Source organism: Shewanella sp. UCD-KL21 (assembly GCF_001957135.1).
Classification (GTDB): domain Bacteria; phylum Pseudomonadota; class Gammaproteobacteria; order Enterobacterales; family Shewanellaceae; genus Shewanella.
In genome coordinates this window covers 41,368-63,972 of sequence record NZ_MPHK01000012.1, presented here as the reverse complement: position 1 = coordinate 63,972, position 22,605 = coordinate 41,368, and the positions used below count along the sequence as shown (strand labels likewise).

Annotated in this window: 21 protein-coding genes; 2 read left to right on the top strand and 19 right to left on the bottom strand. The window is 42.5% G+C overall.

Translation table 11 applies throughout. The annotated features are described in order from the left end of the window. Positions 1-34: 34 nt before the first annotated feature. The 4 genes from fldA to BM739_RS12115 form a co-directional block, all read right to left on the bottom strand. Positions 35-562, bottom strand: a complete 528-nt coding sequence (fldA, locus tag BM739_RS12130; RefSeq protein ID WP_076540963.1) for a flavodoxin FldA — start codon at positions 560-562, stop codon at positions 35-37. Positions 563-611: 49 nt separating this feature from the next. Then, on the bottom strand, positions 612-884 hold the full coding sequence (gene ybfE, locus BM739_RS12125) for a LexA regulated protein (protein WP_076540961.1): 273 nt from the start codon (positions 882-884) through the stop codon (positions 612-614). Between the two features lie 8 nt (positions 885-892). After that, a complete protein-coding gene (locus BM739_RS12120) occupies positions 893-1,114 on the bottom strand; it encodes a DUF2788 domain-containing protein (protein WP_076540959.1) in 222 nt (73 codons plus the stop codon). Between the two features lie 109 nt (positions 1,115-1,223). Then, positions 1,224-1,988 (bottom strand): alpha/beta fold hydrolase, encoded by a 765-nt coding sequence (locus BM739_RS12115; protein WP_076540957.1) that lies wholly within the window; start codon positions 1,986-1,988, stop codon positions 1,224-1,226. Between the two features lie 306 nt (positions 1,989-2,294). Here BM739_RS12115 and seqA point away from each other — a divergent pair, with 306 nt between their 5' ends. Both seqA and pgm read left to right on the top strand, forming a co-directional pair. Further along, the gene (gene seqA / locus BM739_RS12110) at positions 2,295-2,888 is read left to right on the top strand and encodes a replication initiation negative regulator SeqA (RefSeq protein ID WP_076540955.1); all 594 of its coding nucleotides are present in this window, start codon (positions 2,295-2,297) and stop codon (positions 2,886-2,888) included. Positions 2,889-2,922: 34 nt separating this feature from the next. Then, entirely contained in the window at positions 2,923-4,563 is a 1,641-nt protein-coding gene (gene pgm / locus BM739_RS12105) for a phosphoglucomutase (alpha-D-glucose-1,6-bisphosphate-dependent) (protein WP_076540953.1), read from the top strand. Positions 4,564-4,654: 91 nt separating this feature from the next. On the opposite strand, the gene BM739_RS12100 is transcribed toward pgm, so the two are convergent. The 15 genes from BM739_RS12100 to BM739_RS12035 all read right to left on the bottom strand — a co-directional run bounded on the left by BM739_RS12100 (position 4,655) and on the right by BM739_RS12035 (position 22,517). Then, complete coding sequence (locus BM739_RS12100; protein WP_076540951.1) at positions 4,655-5,824, bottom strand: DUF1501 domain-containing protein; 1,170 nt, start codon at positions 5,822-5,824, stop codon at positions 4,655-4,657. A gap of 1 nt (position 5,825) precedes the next feature. Continuing rightward, the gene (locus BM739_RS12095; protein ID WP_076540949.1) at positions 5,826-7,232 is read right to left on the bottom strand and encodes a DUF1800 family protein; all 1,407 of its coding nucleotides are present in this window, start codon (positions 7,230-7,232) and stop codon (positions 5,826-5,828) included. Positions 7,233-7,702: 470 nt separating this feature from the next. After that, on the bottom strand, positions 7,703-7,867 hold the full coding sequence (locus tag BM739_RS20255; protein ID WP_175609522.1) for a hypothetical protein: 165 nt from the start codon (positions 7,865-7,867) through the stop codon (positions 7,703-7,705). Between the two features lie 58 nt (positions 7,868-7,925). After that, entirely contained in the window at positions 7,926-8,273 is a 348-nt protein-coding gene (locus BM739_RS12090) for a hydrogenase maturation nickel metallochaperone HypA (RefSeq protein ID WP_076540947.1), read from the bottom strand. Then, positions 8,273-9,286, bottom strand: a complete 1,014-nt coding sequence (hypE, locus tag BM739_RS12085; protein WP_076540945.1) for a hydrogenase expression/formation protein HypE — start codon at positions 9,284-9,286, stop codon at positions 8,273-8,275. Before hypE ends, BM739_RS12090 begins: the two co-directional genes overlap by 1 nt. Beyond that, complete coding sequence (gene hypD, locus BM739_RS12080; RefSeq protein ID WP_076540943.1) at positions 9,276-10,403, bottom strand: hydrogenase formation protein HypD; 1,128 nt, start codon at positions 10,401-10,403, stop codon at positions 9,276-9,278. Before hypD ends, hypE begins: the two co-directional genes overlap by 11 nt. Beyond that, on the bottom strand, positions 10,397-10,642 hold the full coding sequence (locus BM739_RS12075; RefSeq protein ID WP_076540941.1) for a HypC/HybG/HupF family hydrogenase formation chaperone: 246 nt from the start codon (positions 10,640-10,642) through the stop codon (positions 10,397-10,399). The genes hypD and BM739_RS12075 overlap by 7 nt, the downstream gene beginning before the upstream one ends. Position 10,643: 1 nt before the next feature. Next, on the bottom strand, positions 10,644-11,363 hold the full coding sequence (gene hypB / locus BM739_RS12070; RefSeq protein ID WP_076540939.1) for a hydrogenase nickel incorporation protein HypB: 720 nt from the start codon (positions 11,361-11,363) through the stop codon (positions 10,644-10,646). A 102-nt stretch (positions 11,364-11,465) separates the two neighbouring features. Further along, positions 11,466-13,910 (bottom strand): carbamoyltransferase HypF, encoded by a 2,445-nt coding sequence (hypF, locus tag BM739_RS12065; RefSeq protein WP_076540937.1) that lies wholly within the window; start codon positions 13,908-13,910, stop codon positions 11,466-11,468. A 4-nt stretch (positions 13,911-13,914) separates the two neighbouring features. Next, positions 13,915-15,885: a hypothetical protein gene (locus tag BM739_RS12060; protein ID WP_076540935.1), complete on the bottom strand. Its 1,971-nt coding sequence runs from the start codon at positions 15,883-15,885 to the stop codon at positions 13,915-13,917. Continuing rightward, complete coding sequence (locus BM739_RS12055) at positions 15,878-16,432, bottom strand: HyaD/HybD family hydrogenase maturation endopeptidase (RefSeq protein ID WP_076540934.1); 555 nt, start codon at positions 16,430-16,432, stop codon at positions 15,878-15,880. The genes BM739_RS12060 and BM739_RS12055 overlap by 8 nt, the downstream gene beginning before the upstream one ends. A 3-nt stretch (positions 16,433-16,435) precedes the next feature. Next, a complete protein-coding gene (gene cybH, locus BM739_RS12050; protein ID WP_076540932.1) occupies positions 16,436-17,101 on the bottom strand; it encodes a Ni/Fe-hydrogenase, b-type cytochrome subunit in 666 nt (221 codons plus the stop codon). 29 nt (positions 17,102-17,130) lie between these two features. Beyond that, positions 17,131-18,834 carry a nickel-dependent hydrogenase large subunit gene (gene hyaB / locus BM739_RS12045; RefSeq protein ID WP_076540931.1) on the bottom strand — a complete coding sequence of 568 codons (1,704 nt, stop codon included), beginning with the start codon at positions 18,832-18,834 and terminating at the stop codon, positions 17,131-17,133. 3 nt (positions 18,835-18,837) lie between these two features. Further along, positions 18,838-19,974: a nickel-dependent hydrogenase small subunit gene (gene hyaA, locus BM739_RS12040; RefSeq protein ID WP_076540929.1), complete on the bottom strand. Its 1,137-nt coding sequence runs from the start codon at positions 19,972-19,974 to the stop codon at positions 18,838-18,840. A gap of 353 nt (positions 19,975-20,327) precedes the next feature. After that, positions 20,328-22,517 carry a tetratricopeptide repeat protein gene (locus BM739_RS12035; RefSeq protein ID WP_217697842.1) on the bottom strand — a complete coding sequence of 730 codons (2,190 nt, stop codon included), beginning with the start codon at positions 22,515-22,517 and terminating at the stop codon, positions 20,328-20,330. Positions 22,518-22,605: the final 88 nt, after the last annotated feature.

Genomic DNA, 22,605 nt, shown 5'->3' with positions numbered 1-22,605 from the left:
AGTTAATCATAAAAACAAAGTTAGAGACTCAATATTAGTCTTCTAATTCAGCTAAGCACATTTCTTCATAAATTTGCTTAACCCAAGCGTCAACACGCTCTTCAGTCAGTTCTGGTTGACGATCTTCATCAATACCTAAACCAATAAAGTGTTTGTCGTCAACTAAGCCTTTTGATGCTTCAAAGTCGTAACCTTCAGTTGGCCAATGACCAATAATGATCCCGCCACGCTCAGAAACGATATCACCAACCATTCCCATCGCGTCAAGGAAGTACTCAGCGTAATCTTCTTGATCACCACAGCCAAAGATTGCGACTAATTTATCAGTGAAGTCTACTTGTTCAAGCTCAGGGAAAAAGTCATCCCAATCGCATTGTGCTTCACCGTAATACCAGGTTGGAATACCAAATAAGATCAAATCGAATTCAGCGATTTGCTCTTTGGTACTTTTGGCGATGTCTTTGACATCGACCATTTTTTTACCCAACTTCTTCTGGATCATTTTGGCTACAGCCTCGGTATTACCAGTGTCACTACCGAAAAAAAGACCTACAGTTGCCATTGTCTATCCTTTAAATATCATGTTCGCTTTGCGAATTTAAAAAAACGGTTCAGTTGTCGATTTGTTGTTGCAAGATTAATTCGATTAACTGGCTACGGCTGATGTTACTGGCCAATGCTTGTTCGTTCAAGGCGTCATATAAAACTTGTGACACCTTTAACTCTATTCGTTTTAATCCGTTAGCGCGATCACGTTGTATTTGATTGCGCTTATTGACCTTTAACTGTTGTTCCCGACTTAAGGGGTTGCTTCTAGGACGTCCACGACGCTTCTCTGAAGCAAACAGGTCAATGGTGGTTCTGTCTGTTGTTTCTTTTGCCATCGTTCTGTTTAACCGATCCCTGAACCTTCCCAGGTGATCTGAATAATACCTTTTGCTACAAACCCGGCACAGCCAAGGAATAATACTAACCATACGATGTAACGTCCAAATTTGGGCACTTGGCCTTGCTTAAGGACATCGTGAATAGCCATACCAATAAAGAAAAATATTAAAGCAAAAAACAAGTTTAGACCTAATGTTTCAATTTGATCCATATACTGATTCAACATGTTTTTTCCTTTAGTAATGCTTTAAGGCTAAAAGAGGGCGGGAATATATCACATAGATATACTATGAGCCATATTTGTTGGCCTCTATTAATGAAAATTTACATCTTAATTAGTGGCTATTGCTATCGATAAACTCAGCAACTAATCGATTAAATATTTCAGGTTTTTGGGCGTGTAACCAATGACCTGCACCATTGATGGTTTTAGCACTGACACGGGGAAACTGCGCCATGATGGCGTTGGTGTGCTCTGCAAGCACGTATTGAGAGTCACCACCACGGATAAAGAAACAGGCCTTATCGTATTGTTTATCGGCGATATCCCAAGCAATGATTTGCGGATAATTCTCGATTAAACCGTCAAGATTCATTTTCCACTCAAAGCCCTTGTCGGTTCGCTGCAGGTTTTTTAGCAAAAACTGCGCGGTGCCTAAATCAATATCAGCGCTGATTAAATGATCTAATGCTGATTTTCTGCTGGTGGATTGATCAAGGGTTAAGGATGTTAACCCAGCAAATACGGTTTGATGACGTGGTTCATAAGCCACTGGGGCGATATCTGCAACCACTAAGCTAGTGACTTTTTCAGGATGTAATAACGCTAAAGCCATGGCGACTTTACCGCCCATTGAATGGCCAACAAAATGGGCTTCGGTTAGATTCAAACTGTCTAGTAAATCAACACAGGCCTGCGCGAGACGTGGATAATCTAAGTATTGCCAATGCTCGCTTAAACCATGGTTAGGTAAGTCGACCCGGATAACTTGATGGTTTACTTCCAGTGCATTTGCGAGGTTTTTCAGGTTGTCTAAATTACCAAATAAGCCATGAATTAATACCACTGCTGGGCCAGTACCTGATGAAACGTAATGCATTGAAATGTCCATTTTGAAGTCAACGAAGGCGTGATTTTGCCTGTAAATGGGGATGATTATCAAGATCTGAAATGAATTAGTCAGTGGCTATATGTTCATTAAAGCATCCAACAGTGCCATTGATACTGTGAAATTGACTAATTTTGAGGTATTTAGCAAATTTTGCTCTTTACCATCGGCGTGAGATGGGTAGACTGTCATTATATAGAGATCGATCTAAATCGATCGAAAATGCCACCGGTAATTATTAGCCGTCTTAAGTGGCTTGACGTTTTTGACTATAGATTAAGACCAAAGGAAGCATTGATGAGTAAATATATTGAGATAGACGAAGAACTCTATCGTTATATTGCAAGTAAAACAGAGCGCATCGGTGAGAGTGCATCTGATATTTTACGCCGTTTGTTGGATCTTTCTATTGAATCAGTTGAACCTGCAGAGCCTTTAGCGATAAGCCAACCTAGCTTAGAAACCGCCAGTGCTGTAAGTGTTGCTAAAGTAAAGGCTGAGGTTATCACGCCAGAAGTCGCTGAAGCTGCCGTAATTGAAGAAGTAAACACTGAGGTGGATTTCAACACTGTTATACATGAACATATGTTATCTCAGCAAAAAGGCGCAGTAGGGCGCTTTATGTTTTTGCTCGAGTCACTTTCTGCAATGACGCCAGCCACTTTTGATCAAATCTTAAAAATTCAGGGCCGTGGTCGTTTATATTTTGCCCGTTCAAAAGCGGAATTATTAAAAGCCAGCCAGTCTGCCAATCCGAAGGAGATCGGTAACAGCGGTTATTGGGTTACCACTAATAATAACACCGCTAAAAAACGTACTATTTTGTCAGAAGTATTAGTACAACTTGGCTGTAACGAAGAGCTGGCACAATCAATTGCCGAAAGAATTTAACACAAGTTTTAATTTACTAAATAGGGAGTATGCCGTGGCAATTCATGACAGAGCAGGGACTGTAGCAATACAACAGGATTTGATTAATTTACCCAAATTGATGAGCCACTATTACCGAATCGTCCCTAATGTTGAAGATGTGCAGCAAAAAGTGACTTTTGGTACATCAGGGCATCGCGGCAGTTCACTTAAGGTCAGTTTTAACCAAAATCATATTTGGGCCATTACTCAGGCTGTGGTTGATTATCGTCAACAAGCAGGTATCACCGGCCCTATGATAGTCGGTTTTGACACCCACGCTTTATCGTACGCAGCTTATATGTCAGTGCTTGAAGTACTTACAGCTAACCAAGTCGCTGTAAAAGTCCAAAAGGATGACGGTTTTACCCCAACACCGGTTGTCTCGCAAACTATTGTGAGTGCCAATGTTAATGGCGGCGATCTCACTGACGGTCTTATTATTACTCCGTCCCATAATCCGCCTCAAGATGGCGGCATTAAATATAATCCGCCCCATGGTGGACCTGCAGAAGGCGAGATCACCAAACAAATTGAAGCCGCTGCCAATGAGTATTTAGCGAATCAATTAAATGGCGTTAAAAAAGTCAATTACGGTACTGCTGTAGAGTCAGGCTGGATTGATGAAGTTGATTTTATCGCCCCTTATGTTAATGCACTAAGCAAGGTTATTGATCTAGAAGCCATTGCCAAAGCTAAAATTAAAATTGGTGTCGATCCATTGGGTGGCTCAGGTATTTACTATTGGTCCCACATTGCTGAGCAATATGGTTTAGACATTACCTTAGTGAATGAAAAAGTCGATCCAAGCTTTGGTTTTATGCCATTAGATAAAGATGGCAAAATCCGCATGGATTGTTCATCACCTTATGCCATGGCAGGGTTATTAGCCCATAGTGAAAACTTTGATGTCTGTGTTGGTAATGATCCAGATTACGATCGTCACGGTATTGTTTGCCCAGGTTTTGGATTAATGAACCCAAACCATTACCTTGCTGTCGCTATTGATTACTTGCTGACTTACCGCAAAGATTGGGCGGCAGACTTAGCCATTGGTAAAACCTTAGTATCAAGTGCAATTATCGACAGAATTTGTCAATCACACCAACGACATTGTTTAGAAGTCCCAGTGGGCTTTAAATGGTTTGTTGACGGTCTTGCCAACAGCAGTATTGCGTTTGGTGGTGAAGAAAGTGCCGGCGCTGCCTTTTTAAATAAAGATGGTTCTACTTGGTGTACCGATAAAGACGGTTTTATTCTAGCTTTATTAGCCGCTGAAATTTTAGCCGTAACAGGTAAAACGCCTGCACAGCGTTATGTAGAATTAACTGAGCAATTTGGTAAGAGTTACTATACCCGTATCGATAGCCCTATCAGCCTGAAGAAAAAGGCCAAGTTTGAGACTCTATCGTCAGATAGTTTTACCGATACCGTCCTTGCTGGTGAAACCATTACCGCTATTTTATCTCATGCGCCAGGTAACAATGCGGCAATTGGCGGCATAAAAGTCACCACTGAAAATGGCTGGTTTGCCGCGCGTCCATCTGGCACTGAAGCATTATTTAAAATTTATGCTGAAAGCTTTGTCAGTGAGGCGCATTTAGCTGAAATTATCAGTCAGGCGCAAGTAATGATTGATAGTGCGTTAAAAGCCTAAAGTTTAAACCAATGGGTTAATAGCCTTAGATAAAAAATGCCTGACTTAGCAATAAGTCAGGCATTTTTATATGGATTGTATTGTTACGGGTTTAGCTAATGATAGGAACATCATAGGGCGGATTATGGGGCAGTATCTGATTAATCTCTTCGGTTGTTAGTTGCCAATGTTGCTGCATCACTGTGGTTATCCAGCTAAAGCTATTTGTGGTGGGTTGCAAATCGCGTTTTTGAAACAACTGCTCAGGTTTAAGCCCCGGCCATTGCCCTAAGACTTTACCGCCTTTTACCGCGCCACCAGCGATAAACATAGCGCTACCAGTGCCATGATCGGTGCCATAGGTGCCATTTTCTTTCACCGTACGGCCAAACTCGGTCGCCACGATTACCACGGTATGTTGCCATTGATCGGCTAACGCGCTTTTAAGTGCTTCAAGGCCATTATCTAATTGGCTTAATTGCCGCTTGAGGCGACTATGTTGGTTGCTATGGGTATCCCAGCCGCCCATCTCTAACATGGCGCAATCTATTTCATCACTTTGGGTTAAAAAATTACCGCAGGCTTGAGCTAAAGCGGCAAATTTACGACTGTTATTACTACCTCCGGCCATGGCCATTTCTTTTAATGAAATGCCGTCCATCAGGTTTTGAGATAATTTTGTGTCTTGTTGGTATAACAGAGCTAACTGCTGATAAATATCTTCATCAGCTGGCTTTCCTTTAGTGGGATACCAAGTATTAACTCGATCACTACCGCGTAAACTGATGGGAACAGCGTTTGAAATGGCGATAGCATTATTGTTTCTATTATCTAGTGAAGCACTTATGGCTCGTCCTAACCAACCAGACTCAAGCTCTTTAAGTTCGCCGCCGCTTTCTAAAAAGTCTTGTCCAGCAAAATGTGACCGCTCAGGGTAGCCAGACGATACTGCCACAATAGGTAACAGTTGCTTGTCGAGATACCACTGATGCATATTGGTTAATACTGGATTTAAACTAAATTGTGGGTTTAACAGGAGTTTTGAATTGGCGACATTACCGGCTAGCGTGGGCCTTAATTGCGAAAAGTTAGGCTCATTAACTGGCACTATGGTATGCAAGGGGTCGAGTGCGCCGCGCAGTATGACCCAGACGATATTCTTTTTAGTTTGAGTGTTAGCTGAGGATGCGGATTTTGCAATGGCAACTGGGCTAGGCGCTAGGCCGCTGCTTAACATCACTAAACTGGCACCGATCCCTTTAATAAATTCACGACGTTGCATGCTATCTCCTTAAGAACTCAGGGCTAAGTAATAATAACGCTAAAGCTTGTTCACGACTTTCTGCACGGGTAATGGTATTAAATGATAATTCAGATAATGAGTTGCCATATACGGTATTAATTGTCTGAGCTGTATCAGAATCTCGTTGCGAGGTAGCAAATTGCGTGGTCCAGTTGATTTTGGTCATTAATGCATTAGCACTGTTCCAGTCTGGTTCTAGATCGCCAAAGCCCTCAGGTGAGCCCGCTTTAAAAGGCTGTTGACCCATTTCACCTAACTGCTTCAGTAACTTTTGCATGTTAGTGACAGGCTGATCAACTGCGCGGTAACTAGAGATGACATGTTCAACTGGGGTTTTAAACTTCTGCAGTTCAGGCTGCCAAGACTCCTCTGCATTAATTAAGGTCAGCATGACTTGTTTGATGTTGCCATCAGTTTGTGTCCATGTTTCAACGAGTTTTTTTTGTAGTGATTCAGAAGGATTATCACTTATAAAATATTTAGCAATTTTATAGCACAGGTGGGTTGCAGTTTGGGGCTGTTTGGCAATATCAGCCAGCATTGCTTGCCCCTGTTTTACGCCAGAGGCATTATCTTGTGCGGCAGGATATTGTTTACCGAGTAGGGTTCTGGCACCTGGCTCATGGCCATTGACTCGATAGATAAAACCTGTGGCATTATCTTTTCTGGGGTTGGCAATGCTCCAACCGCTAATTCCGTTTGCTAGCTCAATGACATCAGCTTGTGTGTAACCACCATTAACCCCAAGGGTGTGCAGTTCGAGGATTTCTCGAGCTAAATTTTCATTTAACCCTTTGCCTCGCTTGCCAAGAGGGGAATTGGCGCCGAACGACTTTTCATTATTGAGATAACGTATCATGGCAGGATGACTGGATACCGCCTGTAGCATGTCTTCAAATGATCCTAATAAATTTGGCGCTATGGCTTCACGTTCTAATGTGGCGGCAAGTGCTGTCATCACTCGTCCACTGACCGTGACACTAAAGTGATTTGAAAAAAACTGTAATAAACGCCAGCTTAATGAGTTTGGAGAATTGATTGCGCTATTAAATGCACTGGCTGTTAGCTGGTAATAGGCTTGTTTGTGCGGCGGCAGTGGCTTTGGCCCGTTAAATTTCTTTTTATTGTTGCCTTTATTTGAATTAGATTGACCTTGCATGGACATCATATTTTCAGTTTGACGGTTTTTTTTTGCTAGTTGCTCTTGTCTTAAAAATTCACTCACTTGACGAATTATTTCGTCAGAGTTGAACTCGGTTGCTTCAAACTCTGGGATCACCAATTGTTTCACTAAATAGGCTTTAGGATCGTTAGTCGCTAGGGAGAGTTCGTTTGGCCTCGCGCCAAGTCCAAATCTGTTAGTGGCAATTATTGCAGCTGCTGACATAGTACATCCTTGGATCAGTTAACTTGTGGTCTTGGTGAAATATTACCTTAAGCTAAACAAAGCCGATTTATAAGCGTGAACTAGCATTTTTAGATGGTTTTATGAACAAATTAGCCTTAAGAATGACATAAACAGCACAAAACAGACGGCTAAATATCGTTTTAAGCTTGATAGACCGTTGCACTGCTGGGGATTTATTTTTAACCACGACTGCTAAGGATTAATCGTTAAGGCGGCTTGGCTTTATTGCCAGATAAATTAGCCATGTTTGTGGGGCTGGTTGATAAGTCGAAAAAAGCTATCCATTGAGCGCAGTGGGGAGCGCTCAATGGATAGCATTAAAAGTAAGCTTGCAGTAACTGGCTAACTCATATTGACCAAGTGACTTTTGGCTTGGTAGTTAGTGACTTTTGTTTTAATAAGTGCTGTCTTAAATAAGTGCTGTTTAAAATAAGTGCTGTTTATGCAAGTTATCGCGTTTTGTTATAAATAACTAAGGCGACAATGGCTACTAATGCAATAGCAGGTGCGAGTTCATACAGATGATGAAAAAGTCCCACTGCGCCATGACCTTCGTGGGCCAATGCAAGAGTAGGGGATGCAGCCATTAGCATTGCGGTTAGTTTCGTTTTCATTGTTAGTTCCTCTCTAATTCTTTTTAATTGGTTAATAACAGTTTTTACAAATTGAGCTTTAATCGGTATTCATTTCTAGTTGCATTAACAGCATCTGCTCACCATCAATTACCTGAGTATTGGTACTTAAACATTTGGGGCAAACAATATTACGTTCGGTTAATTCTGATTGGGTATCACATTGGCGGCAGTGAATGATTAACGCTTGTATATTCATATCCAGCAAGGCGTTGTGGCAAATTCCTTCAAGTTTGAATGTTTCAAATGCCGTGGCCAATAAATGAGGCTCAACGCCACTTAAAACTCCAACTTTAATCTGTACTCTGACGATTTCATTGGCTTGATTTTGGGCCGCTAACTGCTCTATTTGCTCCAATAATGACATCACAATCGAATACTCATGCATTAGCAAATCCTTGGTAGTAGCTCACCTTGGGGGACATCTAAATAGCGGCTACTACCCCATGGTGTGGTTAATACGACCTTGCCAAGGTGTTGATCTGTCACATTGCCAATAATGCAGGCTTGATCGCAGTGGCAATACTGCTTCATGATAGTCAAAGCTTGCTCAGCTAGCGCCTGTGGCAGGGCGATGATAAAGGTGCCTTCATTGGCTAAATCAAAGGCTTCAAAACCATAAAGTTCACACAGGCCTTGGACTTGTGGCGATATTGGAATTAATTTCTCATCCACTTCAATGCCAACAGCAGATGCATTGGCCCATTCATTTAATACCGCAGATAGGCCGCCACGAGTGGCATCTCTCATGGCATGGATGTCGATATTCGCTGCAATAAGTTGCTCGACTATGGGCCAGAGAGTGGCGCAATCACTGGTGAGTTCGGACTCTAAAGATAAGCTATCACGTGCCATTAAAATGGCGGCGCCGTGCCTTCCAATGTCTCGGGATACGATAATAGCGTCACCTTGTTGCAGGTTTTTAACTGAGATGCCGGGTTTTAAAATTCGGCCCACACCTGAGGTATTAATAAATATGCCGTCAGCGCAGCCTTTAGGCACCACTTTGGTATCACCACAGACAATACGTGCACCAGATTTATGTAATTCGGTGGCCATACTTTGCACTATGGTATTCAGATCTTTAATGGCAAAGCCTTCTTCAATTATAAAGCTACAGCTTAAATATTCTGGCTGCGCTGCCATCATGGCTAAATCATTAACTGTGCCAGCCACAGCCAGTTTGCCGATATCACCACCAGCAAAAAATAAAGGCTCAACAGTAAAAGAGTCGGTAGTAAATGCACAATGGCCGGTTAAATTTAAATCTGCAGCATCTTCTTGAGACTCCAAAATTGGATTTGAAAAAGCTTTAAAGAACATATCAGTAATTAAACTGTTCATCTCTTTACCACCGCCGCCATGGCTTAACTGCACTTGTTGATATTTGTTAGCTGGCATTCGTTACTCCTGTATAACGATAATATGCATTGCAGGCACCTTCTGAGCTGACCATACAACTGCCCAATGGATTGTCTGGAGAGCAGCCTCTGCCAAAGACTTTGCAATCTTGTGGATTAGCCAGTCCGCGCAAAATATCACCGCATTGACAGGCTTTGTGGTCATCAATTTCTTCAGTGGGTAGCTGTTGTTTGAATATAATTTCGGCGTCGCGATGGGCGTACTGAGGTTTTAAGGTTAATGCTGATTTGGCAATCGGCCCTAAACCACGCCACCTAAATGATGCTCTAAGGGTTAAGTATTGGTTGATTAATGCTTGCGCTGCTTGATTACCCTCGTAACTGACCGCGCGGCTGTATTGATTATCAAGCTGGGCAATATTTTGCTGTTTTTGTTTAACAATTCTAAGGATTGATTCCATCACATCCACAGGTTCAAAACCGGCTACCACCACTGGCGTGTGGTAGTTATCTACTGCCGCTTGGTAAATTTTAGCGCCGCTAATCACGCTCACATGGGCAGGTCCTATAAAGGCATTTACTTTAGCTTGTGGGTTGGCCATCACGGCATCAATTGCTGGTGGCACTAAAACGTGGTTGATATGAAATAACAGATTATTTATTTGCTGTTTTTCAGCTTGGTCTATTAACACTGCTGTCATTGGGGTTGATGTTTCAAAGCCAATGGCAAAAAAGATAATGGTTTTATCGGGATTGTCTTTTGCGATACTAAGGGCATCCATAGGATCATATAAAGGCCGAATATCACAACCTTTAGCTCGGTAATGAGCAAGACTACCTTTGGAACCCGGCACTCTGATCATATCCCCTAAGGTCAATAATATAACGTCATCAAGCTGTGCTAATGCAGCAGCATGGTCGATGCGCTCTTTTGGCATAATACACACGGGGCAACCTGGTCCGTGAATAAAATTGATATTAGCTGGCAGCAATTGCTTTAAACCATATTTCATTATGGTGTGGGTATGACCGCCGCATACTTCCATTATGTTAATATCAGTATCTAGCTGACTAGCATGTAATTTTATCTCTTCTGCCAACGCTTTGATGGTGTCAGGATTGCGAAACTGTTGATAAAGTTCAGTGAGGTTCATAATTCACTTCCTTCATCATTAAGTTTATCAACAATCTCTTTATAGAGTTCCAAACTTAATTTGGCATCTTCTGTATCGATTTTATTCATCACAAATCCGATATGGATCAACACAAATTCGCCCACCTTTAATGGCTCTGTCATTAAATGACTACTGACCCGGCGTTTAACCCCTAAGGTATCGACGGTGACACTAGTATCATCGTGAATAGCGGTAATTTGAGAAGGCACTGATAAGCACATATTATTGCGCTCCAATTGCGCTGTTTATCCAATCAGCCACTTGGTTAAGAGATTGTGGGTCTTTGACTGAAATCGGTAATAAGGTCACATCAGGATTGAGTTTTTTAAGTTGCTGCTCGCATTCGGTTAAGGAAAAGTCAAAATGCTCAGCTAAATCCATTTTGGTTATGAGTACCAAATCTGCGCGGCGAAACATCACCGGATACTTTTCAATTTTATCGTCTCCTTCAGGCACAGATAACAGCACGATATTTTTGTGAGTGCCGACATCGTAACTGGCAGGGCAAACAAGATTGCCAACGTTTTCTACAAAGCAGACATCAATAGTTTTAAGGTCAATATGGTGCAGCGCTTGATGCACCATAAAGGCATCTAAGTGACAGGCTGAGCCGGTTTGAATTTGATAAGCACTAATGCCTTTATTGATTAAGCGGTCAGCATCACGAGAGGTTTCTAAGTCGCCTTCAATGACCGCAAATTTTGCCATTAAATGAGTGGGCAAATATTCCAGCAAAGTGGTTTTACCGCTACCAGGGCTACTCATTAGGTTAAAAGCCATGACATTATTGGCTTCAAAATGCTCACGGTTATGCTGGGCTTCATGATCGTTCTTATCTAATATTTTATGAATAACAGATAAGGTCTTAGTATCATTAAGCTGCGGGTTAGCGTGTAAGCTATGTTGATGATCTGTAATTGAACATCCGCAATCTTGGCACATATCAATATTCCTTATTCGAAACGCCTCTTGCTATATCTCAGTATCAATGGCGCTTAAAAATTATTCTTTGATTAACATCAGCAATTAATCGTTATTTAAATATTAAAGGGCTATTTGTGTTGTTTGTTGTTGTAAATAGGCAAACCATAATTGCCCTAAAGAGATGCCGGCATCGTTTATAGGGATAAGTTTACTGGGTAGTATTTGCCGTTGCTTTAACGCTTGCTGACATTGTGTTAGGAGTAATTTATTTTGAAACACGCCGCCGCTAAACACTAAAGCATATTCAGGGTACTGCTTGGCAACATCAGCGACAGCTCGGCTTAAACTGGCAGTGAATGCAAAACATAATTGTTCAGTTGTTGGCGGCTGTTTAGCCGTGATAAGCCCGATTACTTGTTTGATTAATCCGCTGCCATCCCAAACTTTAACTGCTGAAGCAGCTGCTGTTGAAGATGCTGCTGTCGAAAAGAGCGTGGTCGTAGAAGAGGCAGCAGTTGGCTCTTGAGGCAATGTCAGTAATTGCTCCTCAGTGTTGGCACTATTTTTTGCATTAGCTGCTTTAGTTGCATTAGATGCTATTGATTGCTTTAGCCAGTTATTCGCACAAGTTTCAATTAACATACCTGCTTGGGCTTCAAACTGATTCGTTTCAATAAGATTAAGCGCAACAGCAATGGCATCAAACAGCCGTCCTATTGAGCGTGATTCAATGCAAGCACTATCGTTAAGCCACATACGATGTAAATTATCTAAGGTATGAGCAGGCATCGTTTGAATTGCCTCTATGGGCAGGTTTTTTATTTGAGCAAGGCTGAAGTGCTCAAATAACAAGGCTAATAAAATCCTCACGGGATGCTTAATCGCTTGCTCGCCACCGATTAACTTAAATGACTTCAAGTGAGCGACACTGCGATAATTAATGCCATCAAGCAACATGCACTCACTGCCCCAAAGGCTGTCATCATCACCTAAACCTGTGCCATCAAAACTAAATCCTAATACTGGTTTTTGGTAGTTATTGACCGCTAGCACACTAAGGATATGCGCATGGTGATGTTGAACCTGTGAAATCGGGACCTTGTGTTGATTATTCGCCCATTGGCTAGATGCATAATCAGGGTGCTTATCAGTGATGATTTTTTCAGGGCTAAAACGATACAGTCGCTTAAATGTGTTTAAGGTGTGTTCAAATAACTGGCTAGTTTCGAGGTTATACAAGTCACCAATATGCGGGCTAATAAAGGCATTTTGTTTAAAAGCAAAGCATTGTGTATTTTTTTGCTGCGCCCCGACCCCAAGAATTGGATATTTAATGGCGTTGGGTAAAGCAATACTTAATGGCGCATAACCTCTAGCTAATCGAATAACTTGAATTTGCTCGTTAATTACTTGAACAACGCTATCATCACAAGGGTTTACAATGGCTCTGTTATGGTCAACGAGGCCATCAATCACATGGCCTAGTTGCGACATAATCTCGTTGGCATCGGTAATAATGGGTAAGCCTGAAAGATTTGCGCTGGTGGCAACAATGGGCTTGTTAAAGGCATTAAGTAACAGATGATGCATGGGAGTGTATGGCAGAAACAGTCCTAATTTATCTATGTCTGGTGCAATTAACTTACTGATAAAATTATCAATATTGGCGTGTTTAGCCATTAAGGTGATGGGTTTTTCAGCACTAGTTAAGAGTTGCCACTCTGTTTTTGTGCCAGTAACGAGTTGTTTGGCTTGCTCGATATTCGCTGCCATAACGGCAAAGGGCTTTGCTGGGCGCTGTTTACGTGATCTTAGCTTTTTAATGGCCTCATCATTGGTGGCATCACAAATAATATGAAAGCCCCCTAGACCTTTAACTGCTAAAATTTTGCCATTATTTAACGCGCTGATGATGCTTGAAAACACTTGCTGTTGATCAGTAATAACCTCAGTAATCTGCCCATGGGTAAGCTTGTCAAAACGTAACTTGGGGCCACATTTAGGGCAGCTCACTGGCTGAGCATGGTAGCGTCGGTTTAAGGGATCTTCATAGGCTTTTCGGCAGTCCGCACACATAGCAAAATTAGCCATTGAGGTAAGATGGCGATCATAGGGAAGCTGCTTAACAATGCTGTATCTTGGTCCGCAATTGGTGCAATTTGTAAAAGGGTATTGGTAATGGCGATTATTTGGATCGGCGATGTCAGCTAAGCAATCAACGCAGCTACTTTTGTCGGCTGAAATTGACACTATTGCTTGTTGATTCGACTGACTTTGGCTGATTGAAAAGTCGGCTAGTCTTGTATCTATCAGTTCTTCGACCACATTAAATTTATCAATTCTGGCTAATGGCGGCGGATTAACTCTTAATTGATGCACCACATGATTTATATCGGTATTTAGCCCTTGTAGATGAATACACACACCTTGCTCATTATTAAGCACACTGCCTAGCAAATTAGACTGAGTGGCTAATTGATAAACGAAAGGGCGAAAACCAACCCCTTGGACTATGCCGTTTATATTGAGTTTTACCTGTTGAAGATAGGCTTGATGCAGTCCCATAGGCTTACCTTAACCCGCGTCTTTTGGCGAGATACAAACCACCAATGGCAATGTTGGCGCCATCGAGATCTAATTGATGGTTTACCACCAGAGGGTAATTCTTTTGTAGCCGCATACATAGGCGCTCAGCAAGCACGTTATAGACTAAATCGTTGCCAGCTAACACCACGGCATCAATACCTTGTTGCTGCTCCAGATGATCAAGCCAGTTACTAAGATAATCAGCCAGTGAATCAAAAAAGCCAAAAGCTAAAATGGCGGGATTGGCGCCAGCTAATTTAAAACTCATTAAGCTGGCAAAGGTACGGCGCCAATTAATGCTCCTATAGTCATTTTCTGAACAAAGTGGAAAATCAATTCTAGGGGCATTATTACCATGATACTGCTGCGCCAGTGCATGAAACGCATCGGCTTTCGCGTCAATAGTGGTTAATTGATTTAAGGCCTCATCATCTAAAATCAACATGGCAGCTAGGCCAATAAAATGTTGAATATTATCACTAGCTTTAACCAGTGTGGTTAGTGCTAATTGGTTGATTTGTTGCGGGAATGCTTGGGTAAACTTAGCGAGTACTTTTGATTCTTCGTGCTGTAATTGCGCAATAATATCAGCGCCATGTTGCTCAAAAGTCGGTAAGCGCAAAAATTGGGTAATTTTTTGTTGTTTGTTTTGGGTAATAACCACACTGGGGTTGTCATGGCTAAAATAGACTGTGGCACTGGTGATGGATTGTTTGTCTGTTGCTGCTAGCGTTTGAGTCGACAGCATTCGAGTGGCGATTTGACTTAATACAGCTTCAGACAAATTCAGCAAACCGGCGTGCATAGCGCAGCTAGCCGCATCTATTCCTGTCTCTGTCATTCTAGTCGCGGTTATTCCAGTCTCTGTCATTCCAGTAAATGTGGTGTTATCAGCTGCTGAGATACGGCAATGGATCTGTTTGTTGTTCCAGCTAGCTTCATAGTGTTTGTATTGTGCATCATCATGTAATGGGCTGGCGCCATGAATGGAGAATTGGTGATTGCTGGCAACTTCTACCCAAGCATTATTGATGCGAGTTACGCTTGGCTTAGCTCTGGACTTAGTTAAAGGCTTGAGTAAGTCGTTATGAGTATCAGCGCTAACTGAATCGTTTATATCAATATAGACCCAATCAATACCAATATTGTTTAGCTGATCAGCCAGTGCCATAAGTAAACGACTGTTAGCAAAGCTCACTTGATAGTATGAGTCAGTAAGTGTTGGCTGGACTTTACACTTAACTTGATGCTTATTAGCAGCAGTAACATCCGAGAGAACTGCTGCATCAGCTGACATCAGTTTAAGTCGCGGTTTTTCTAAACTGGATAAGGCGAGGGTATGGTAATGCTGCACTGCAAAATACTGGCTTAAATGCTGGGGGTTACAGATCAAAATATGTTGTTGGCCAGCGTTTTTGGCAAAGGGTTGTAAGCTCAAGCTCAAATTTGAACTTGATTCAAAACTTATATCAGTGCTGCCACTGCTGCGTAAACTGATACTGGAGTTATTTTTTAACCGCGCTGCAATCGCAATAAGATCTTGCGGCGCCATAGATTGCTCTAAGGTGTTTATACGCTCATGGCCGTGACAATGAGGACAAACGAGATCAAGCTTTAAAAAGTTAGCATCTGCGGCATTAACCATCTGCGGCTGGCATTCACTGCAGTAACTGATGTTGAGCTCAGCATGGGCTAGCGGTTTTTTGCTGCCTTTACGGTTTTTGATGACACTGACGTCAACATAGCTTAACCAGATTGAATATAAAAATTTTGCGGCGATTTCATCGGCAAGGGCGGCTAGTTGTGGCTCTGTGGCTTCAACTTCTAAAAAATAGCGATTGTTGTTAAAACCCGCGCTGAAGTCAAAGCGGGTATCGGCTATATATTGATTACAAAGCTGCGCATAAAAGGCCACTGGGCGCAGGCAGGTAAAATTGAAACTGACTTTATGCATAGGGCTGACATCCACGTTTATAGGAATCAGGGATTAAGTCGTTAATATTAACGCTGTGTTTTTTGGTATAGCTAAAACCTGCTTTTTCAAGGTGTGCCAGTAAGGCTTTTTCCATCGTCGGCACCGCAGCTTGTATCGACTCAGTTAAGCCTAATGTCATCGGCTCGATGACTGTCGGCGTAACTCCAATCACGTGAGTATTGGGTCTATCACCGACCATGTCCATCATGATCAGGGTTTGCAGCATCTCAACCTCATGGGCACTGCCTTGCCAATCAATTTCAGGTGGCGCTTGATCAAAATTAAATGAATACACCTCTCCGGGTTTTACCCCTGGACTGTTGACGGTATCCACCACAATTAAGTTGTCATATTGACAAAGAATAGGGATAAGTCCTTGAGCAAGGGTGCCACCATCCAAAATATCGAGTTGATGGTTTGGCTGATGGAAAGCATATTTTTCATCGATATAATTAACAAAATGTACGCCGATCCCTTCATCAGCGTACAAAACGTTTCCTATACCTATTAGTAAGCTAGTAGACAAAGGCTAGTGATCCTTATGGTAGTCATAACCGGAGACGATAGAATCAACAGAGTTATGTTTAAAGCGTATGCCTGACCAAACCGCCATATAGATATGAATAACCACAAATATGATGAAAGCCCAGGTGACTATGTGATGCCAAATTCGTACCTGTGCTAACCCGCCCATTAAGGCCGTAAACCAAGCTGAAACTTCCCATATAGCGCCACCTAATCCTTGATGATAAACATTGGCATATAGCACCAAGCCAGTGATACACATAAATAAAGCCGCAAAAGAAATGGCAACGTATGTCACAAACTGCAAAGGTCCGTATACGCCTGCTTTATCTAAGTGTCCCATCCAGATATAGGATTTAATTTGTGCTATCCAGCTCTTCAGGCTCAAAACATCTCTGATTGAACGTCGTTCAATGGCGCTTTTAGCAAAAAAGAACAAGTAAAAACGTACTATGGTGATACTGGTTAGTACAAAGCCAAACACGAGATGTACAAAACGGATCCCGCCTTGAACCAAGACATCAGAAGATGCGGGTGCCACTAAAAATGGCCATGAAATGTAAAAACCAGTTACCACTAACATCAAAATAGACAGTGCTCTAAGCCAATGGAATATCCGTATGGCAGGTGAGAAGATGAGTTCTCTGCGATGGGTTGCAATTTGAGTCATAATCCTTTCCTCTTAGATCCGCAAACTTGCTAAAACCCGTTAGGATCGATACGGAATTCACCTAAATCATTACCTTTATAATCCATTACGTGTACCGCGCAGGCCATACATGGATCAAAGGAGTGAATAATTCGAATGACTTCCAGTGGTTTGGTTGGATCTTCAAGTTCAAGCCCAATCAGTGATGCTTCATAAGGACCAACTTTACCGTCAGCATCTACAGGGCCAGAATTCCACGTGGTCGGAACAATAGCTTGGTAATTTTCTATCTTACCGCCCTTAATTCTGATCCAGTGACTGAGCATTCCACGGGGCGCTTCAATCATCGCATGGCCGATGTAATCGCGATCTGAGTCTATTTCTGGTGTCACATAGGTAGATTCATCCGATTGCATATTGGTTAACATGGCATCAAAAGTTTTTAAGCCTTCTTCAGCCACAATCACGGTTTGCAACATGCGTGCAGCGGTGCGGCCTAAGGTGGTGAATAATGCTTCTATAGGCAGGCCTGTTGCGGCGAGTAAGCCATTAACACTATCAACAACAATCTTGTTGCCACGGGCATAGTTAACCAGTAAACAGGCTAACGGCCCAACCTCTACAGGCTCGCCCTGATATCGAGGGGATTTGACCCAAGAGTATTTCCCATCGCCATCGACAGTCGGTAATTTGCCATACACGGTATCGCGCTCAACAAATCCGGTGTAATTCGGAATCGTTGTGCCGTCATAGGGATGCTGGGCAGCGTTTGCGTCATACCATGAGTGGGTGACATCTTCTTTAATAGCATCGGGGTCTAAATCGCTCACCCCGGCTAAATCTCCATTCATTATCACGCCTTGCTCAAACAGATATTGACCATCAGCTAAGATAAAGTCGTTGGTGGCTAAAAAGTTTTTAACATTGACGCCGCCTAACACACTTGGCTCGCCACCAAAGGCAGCAGCTGCCATAACGATGTCGGCTTTATAAGCACGGATAATAAAGTCATGGACGATAGCGTGTTTTTGTTTCCACTCTTGTAAACGTGCAGGACTTAGCATGTCTCTAACTGAGGTAACACCGCCAACCACAAGGGATTGTGGATGCGGCGACTTGCCGCCAAAAATTGCTAGCATTTCAGCGGCGACACGTTGAACTTCTAACGCTTTAAGGTAATGGGATAGGGCAATGAGGTTTTGTTCTGGCGTGAACTTGTAGGTTTTATTGCCCCAATAGGCATTAGCAAAAGGCCCAAGCTTTCCGGTATCAACCAAGCCTTTGACTCTTTGCTGTACGGCGCGTAATTCACCTTCGCCAGTGGCGATAGGGTTTTCGGTGTATTTATTGGCTTCTTGGGTGGCTAATGCCGGATCGGCACTTAAGGCTGACACCACATCGACCCAATCTAAACCATGTAGATGATAGAAGTGCACAATGTGATCATGCATATACAAAGAGGTTTGCATTAATGAGCGTAAATACTTTGCGTTGAGCGGGATTTTAACCCCTAAGGCATTTTCAACCGCTTCAGTACCGCAGCGGTAATGTGAATAGGTACATACCCCACAAATACGTTGCACAATTAAGCCGACATCCATAGGAGTACGGCCTTTTAAAATGACTTCAATACCACGCCAAAGGGTAGAAGATGACCAGGCTTTTTGAATGACATTATTTTCGTCTACTTCAACTTCAACACGTAAATGGCCTTCGATGCGGGTTATAGGATCGATAACGACTCGTTTACTCATGGTTTATTCCTCTAGCGGCTTGGCAAAAAGACTGGTTACTGCGTGAGCACCTATGCCCACAACGGTCGCACCAAGAATGACGGTACCAATGGTATCGGCAGTGGCATCAATGCCGTGGAGTAACTGTCTGCCTAATGGCTTTTCGAAATCTGCCATATCATCCCAAAAATTAGGTTCAGCGCAGCCAATACAGCCATGACCTGCAAGTACTGGCCAACTGGTATGATGATTAAAGCGTTCAGTGGGGCAGTTGTTGTAGGTATAAGGGCCTTTACAGCCCATTTTGTATAGGCAGTAGCCATCTTTAGCACCTTGATCGCCAAAGGTTTCTACAAATTCGCCTGCGTCAAAACGACCACGACGTTCACAGTTATCATGCACTCTAGCGCCGTATGCCCATTTAGGGCGATTAAACATATCTAACGCGGGCAGTTTTCCGAACATGATGAAATACATCAAGGTGCCGACAATGTTCTTTTCGCTAGGAGGACAACCGCCTAAATTAATCACGGGTTTATCAATAACCTCTTGCACACCTTTCGCGCCAGTAGGGTTGGGCGCTGCAGCTTGTACGCCGCCAAATGCGGCGCAAGTTCCAACAGAAATTATTGCAGCAGCCCCAGCAGCTGCTTCTTTTACAATTTGCATTCCGGTATGACCTTTACAGCCGACCGTTAAATAAGTGCCATTATTAGCCGTTGGTACAGCACCCTCTACCGCTAATAAGTAATTACCTTTATATGCCTGCATAGCATGCTCAAGGTTTTCTTCCGCTTGCCAACCGGCTGCAGCCATCAATGTTTCATGATATTCCAAAGAAATATGATCAAAGATGAGGCTGTCTAAATTAGGGCTGTCGGTTCTGATCAGCGATTCTGAACAACCGGTACATTCGGCCATATGCAGCCAAATCAGTGGTACGCGATCAGCAAGCTCAGCGGCTTCGGCAACTAGATTGGTGAAAGGCAGGGGCAATGCGAGTAGTGCGGTAACCGATGCACTCCAAGTCATAAACTCACGTCGGCTAATGCCATTTTTAATTAATTTATCTTTTAGGCTAACGCTGTGACGTGGCTGTAACTGCTGCAATTGCGTTATTCGTGTTTTACATCGTTGATATAAAGCTGCATGTGTATCCATCTGATAACCTTATCCATGTTGGAGGATCAAACTGCTTTATTAAATATAGATCTGTTGGGGATAGGTATATTGATACACATCAAGCATTGTTTACTTATTGAACACATATAAAAATAGAGTGTTTCGCTATTTGAACAAATAGTGAGTAGTTGTGTGTGGGTAATTTGTGCGGAGGTGGATAATGCCTGAATAGAGGTGCCTAAGAAAGTTAACACTAATGGGCTGGCTTAGTTGATGTTAATTTGGTTTACAGCAAAAGCTAATTTTAATTTTTACTATTAATGTTGTGTAAAGCCAGTAAAGCGCGCTGACCAGCCTCTGAATCAGCGCGTATTTTATCGTAAATATGCAGCTTAACCGCCAGTCAATTGCTTGATTACCTGTGGCGGTACTAAGGTTGATAATTGCGCTAAACAAGCATGAGTACTTGGATCGCGATATTTAATTTTAAATTGACATAATGTGTATAAGCGCTGTGGATCACGACTAACATCATAGGCTTTAGTTAAAGACTTCATCATCTCAACCGGATTGACTTTTTCTTGTGCAAGGCCTAATACCATCCAGTTTTGTGGGTCATTAGGCTCTACCTCTGTTGCTTGTTTGAAATAATCAATTGCTTGAGATAACTGCTGCTGGCGATAATAGGCAAGCCCAGCGCTATAGCGTAAAGCTGCGGCTTTGGGCTGATTAATAATCCCTTGTTTTAATACGGCTATAGAGGCTTGTTCTTTACCTAATTGCCGATATAAATCTGCCAGATTTATATAGCTACTAGCCAGAGTTGGCTCAACCACGATAGCTTGTTTATAGGCTTGTTCAGCCTTATCGAATTGCCTTTTAGCTAGGTACACATTACCGCTGTTTAACCATGCAAAGCCTCTATCGGCATTATATTTTTGTATCTGGAGATATTCAGTTAATGCTGGCTCTAGTCGTTGCTGCTGGCTAGGGGTCATATTGCCCCAGTATGGCACTAAGGCGCTTGCGGCTTCTGTTCTTACGGCGTAAGCCTTATCTGTTAGAAGAGCCGCCATTAACCGCCAGCGATCGACAAATTCAAACCCTTCAGAGCCAGCAATCGCCGATAATCGTATTTGTGGATCAGTATCGTTAACTGCACTCTCAATCGCATTATAGCTTTGCTGACTAGGAAAATTATCCATTCTTGAGAACGCAGAGGCGCGAATGATTGTCGGTTGCAATGGATTTAAAGCTATTTTCGTTAAAAGCTCATCACTATTTGGGTTATTAGTCGCCGCTTGGTAGAAAGCTTTTGCATAACTTGGTTGCTGACGAATCGTTGAATGTGGAAATTGCTTAGCGACAGCGTCAGCCGCCCAAGTGGCTGATTTATCACTATGACACTGACTACAGACATTAGGCGTTCCCATTGTGATTGATAAATCAGGCCGAGGTACTTTAAAGCTATGATCAGCGCGGGGGTCAACTTCCATATAGGTGGTTTTTGGCATATGGCAGCTAACACATTGCGCCGCTTCACTCCCTTGTTGATGCTGACTGTGCTTAGCTGCACTATATTCACTGGGGATATGGCATTGAAAGCAAATTGATTCAATCGGGGTTGTTAATTTATTACTGTGGGGATTGTGACAATCACTACAGACTACGCCCGCCATATGCATTTTTGATTGCTTAAAAGAGCCTAATACAAATACTTCATCATAAATTTGGCCGTCAGGATAATAGAGGTTTGGTTCAATATTACTGAGGATATATTTGTCATAGAAATTGTCGATATGGCTATGAGCTTTGTTATTACTATCAGTTAACTGCGACCTACGGCTATGACATTGGCCGCAAGTTGCTAACTGCGCTGAAGGCTTGATTTTGCTTGGCTGGAGAATTTTTTTACCTTGCTTAAACTCCCAGGCGCCTACTTTCGGGGTTAAATCGCGCTTAAAGCCATATTGGGCTAGCAGCTGAGTTTGATCTTTTGTCCATTTGATATGCTCACTGGCAGGGCCATGACAGGCTTCACAGGCCACGTTGATCTCTGACCAACTACTGTCAAAGCTATTATCTGCGTCGTTGTAGTTTTTTTGCACATTGGTTGAGTGACAATCAGCGCACATGTAGTTCCAGTTTTGGCCTTTATTGGTCCAAAAGAACTCGTCGTAAGGATCCATTTCAGGATATAAATAAAACCAGCGCTGTCCGCCTTGCTCTTTAGTGCGGCTATCCCACGCAAAAGGGATGAGTTGTATCGCACCATTTGCAAATTCAACCATATATTGCTGTAACGGTTCATAACCAAAGGTATAGCTAATTTTATAGTCGTTAAATTTGCCATCTGGGCCCTTAATATTGACCCAGTACTCTTTTCCTTTCATGAAAAAGCGTGAGACTTCACCTTGGTAGTCAAATTGTTGATCGGTAAAGTTTGCTAGAACGATATCGGACGTTGCCTCACCCATAGACATATCATGGTGAGATCCTTGCCAGTCACTGTATTGTTGCTGGTGGCATTCAACACAAGTTTGACTGCCACTAAACTCTGCGGCGTACGCACTTGCAGTCATAAATACAGTACTTAAACTAAAAAATGCGCTTAAGCTAAGTAAGCTAATACTAAATAGTGGCTTGAATTTCATATTAAATTTGTGGCTA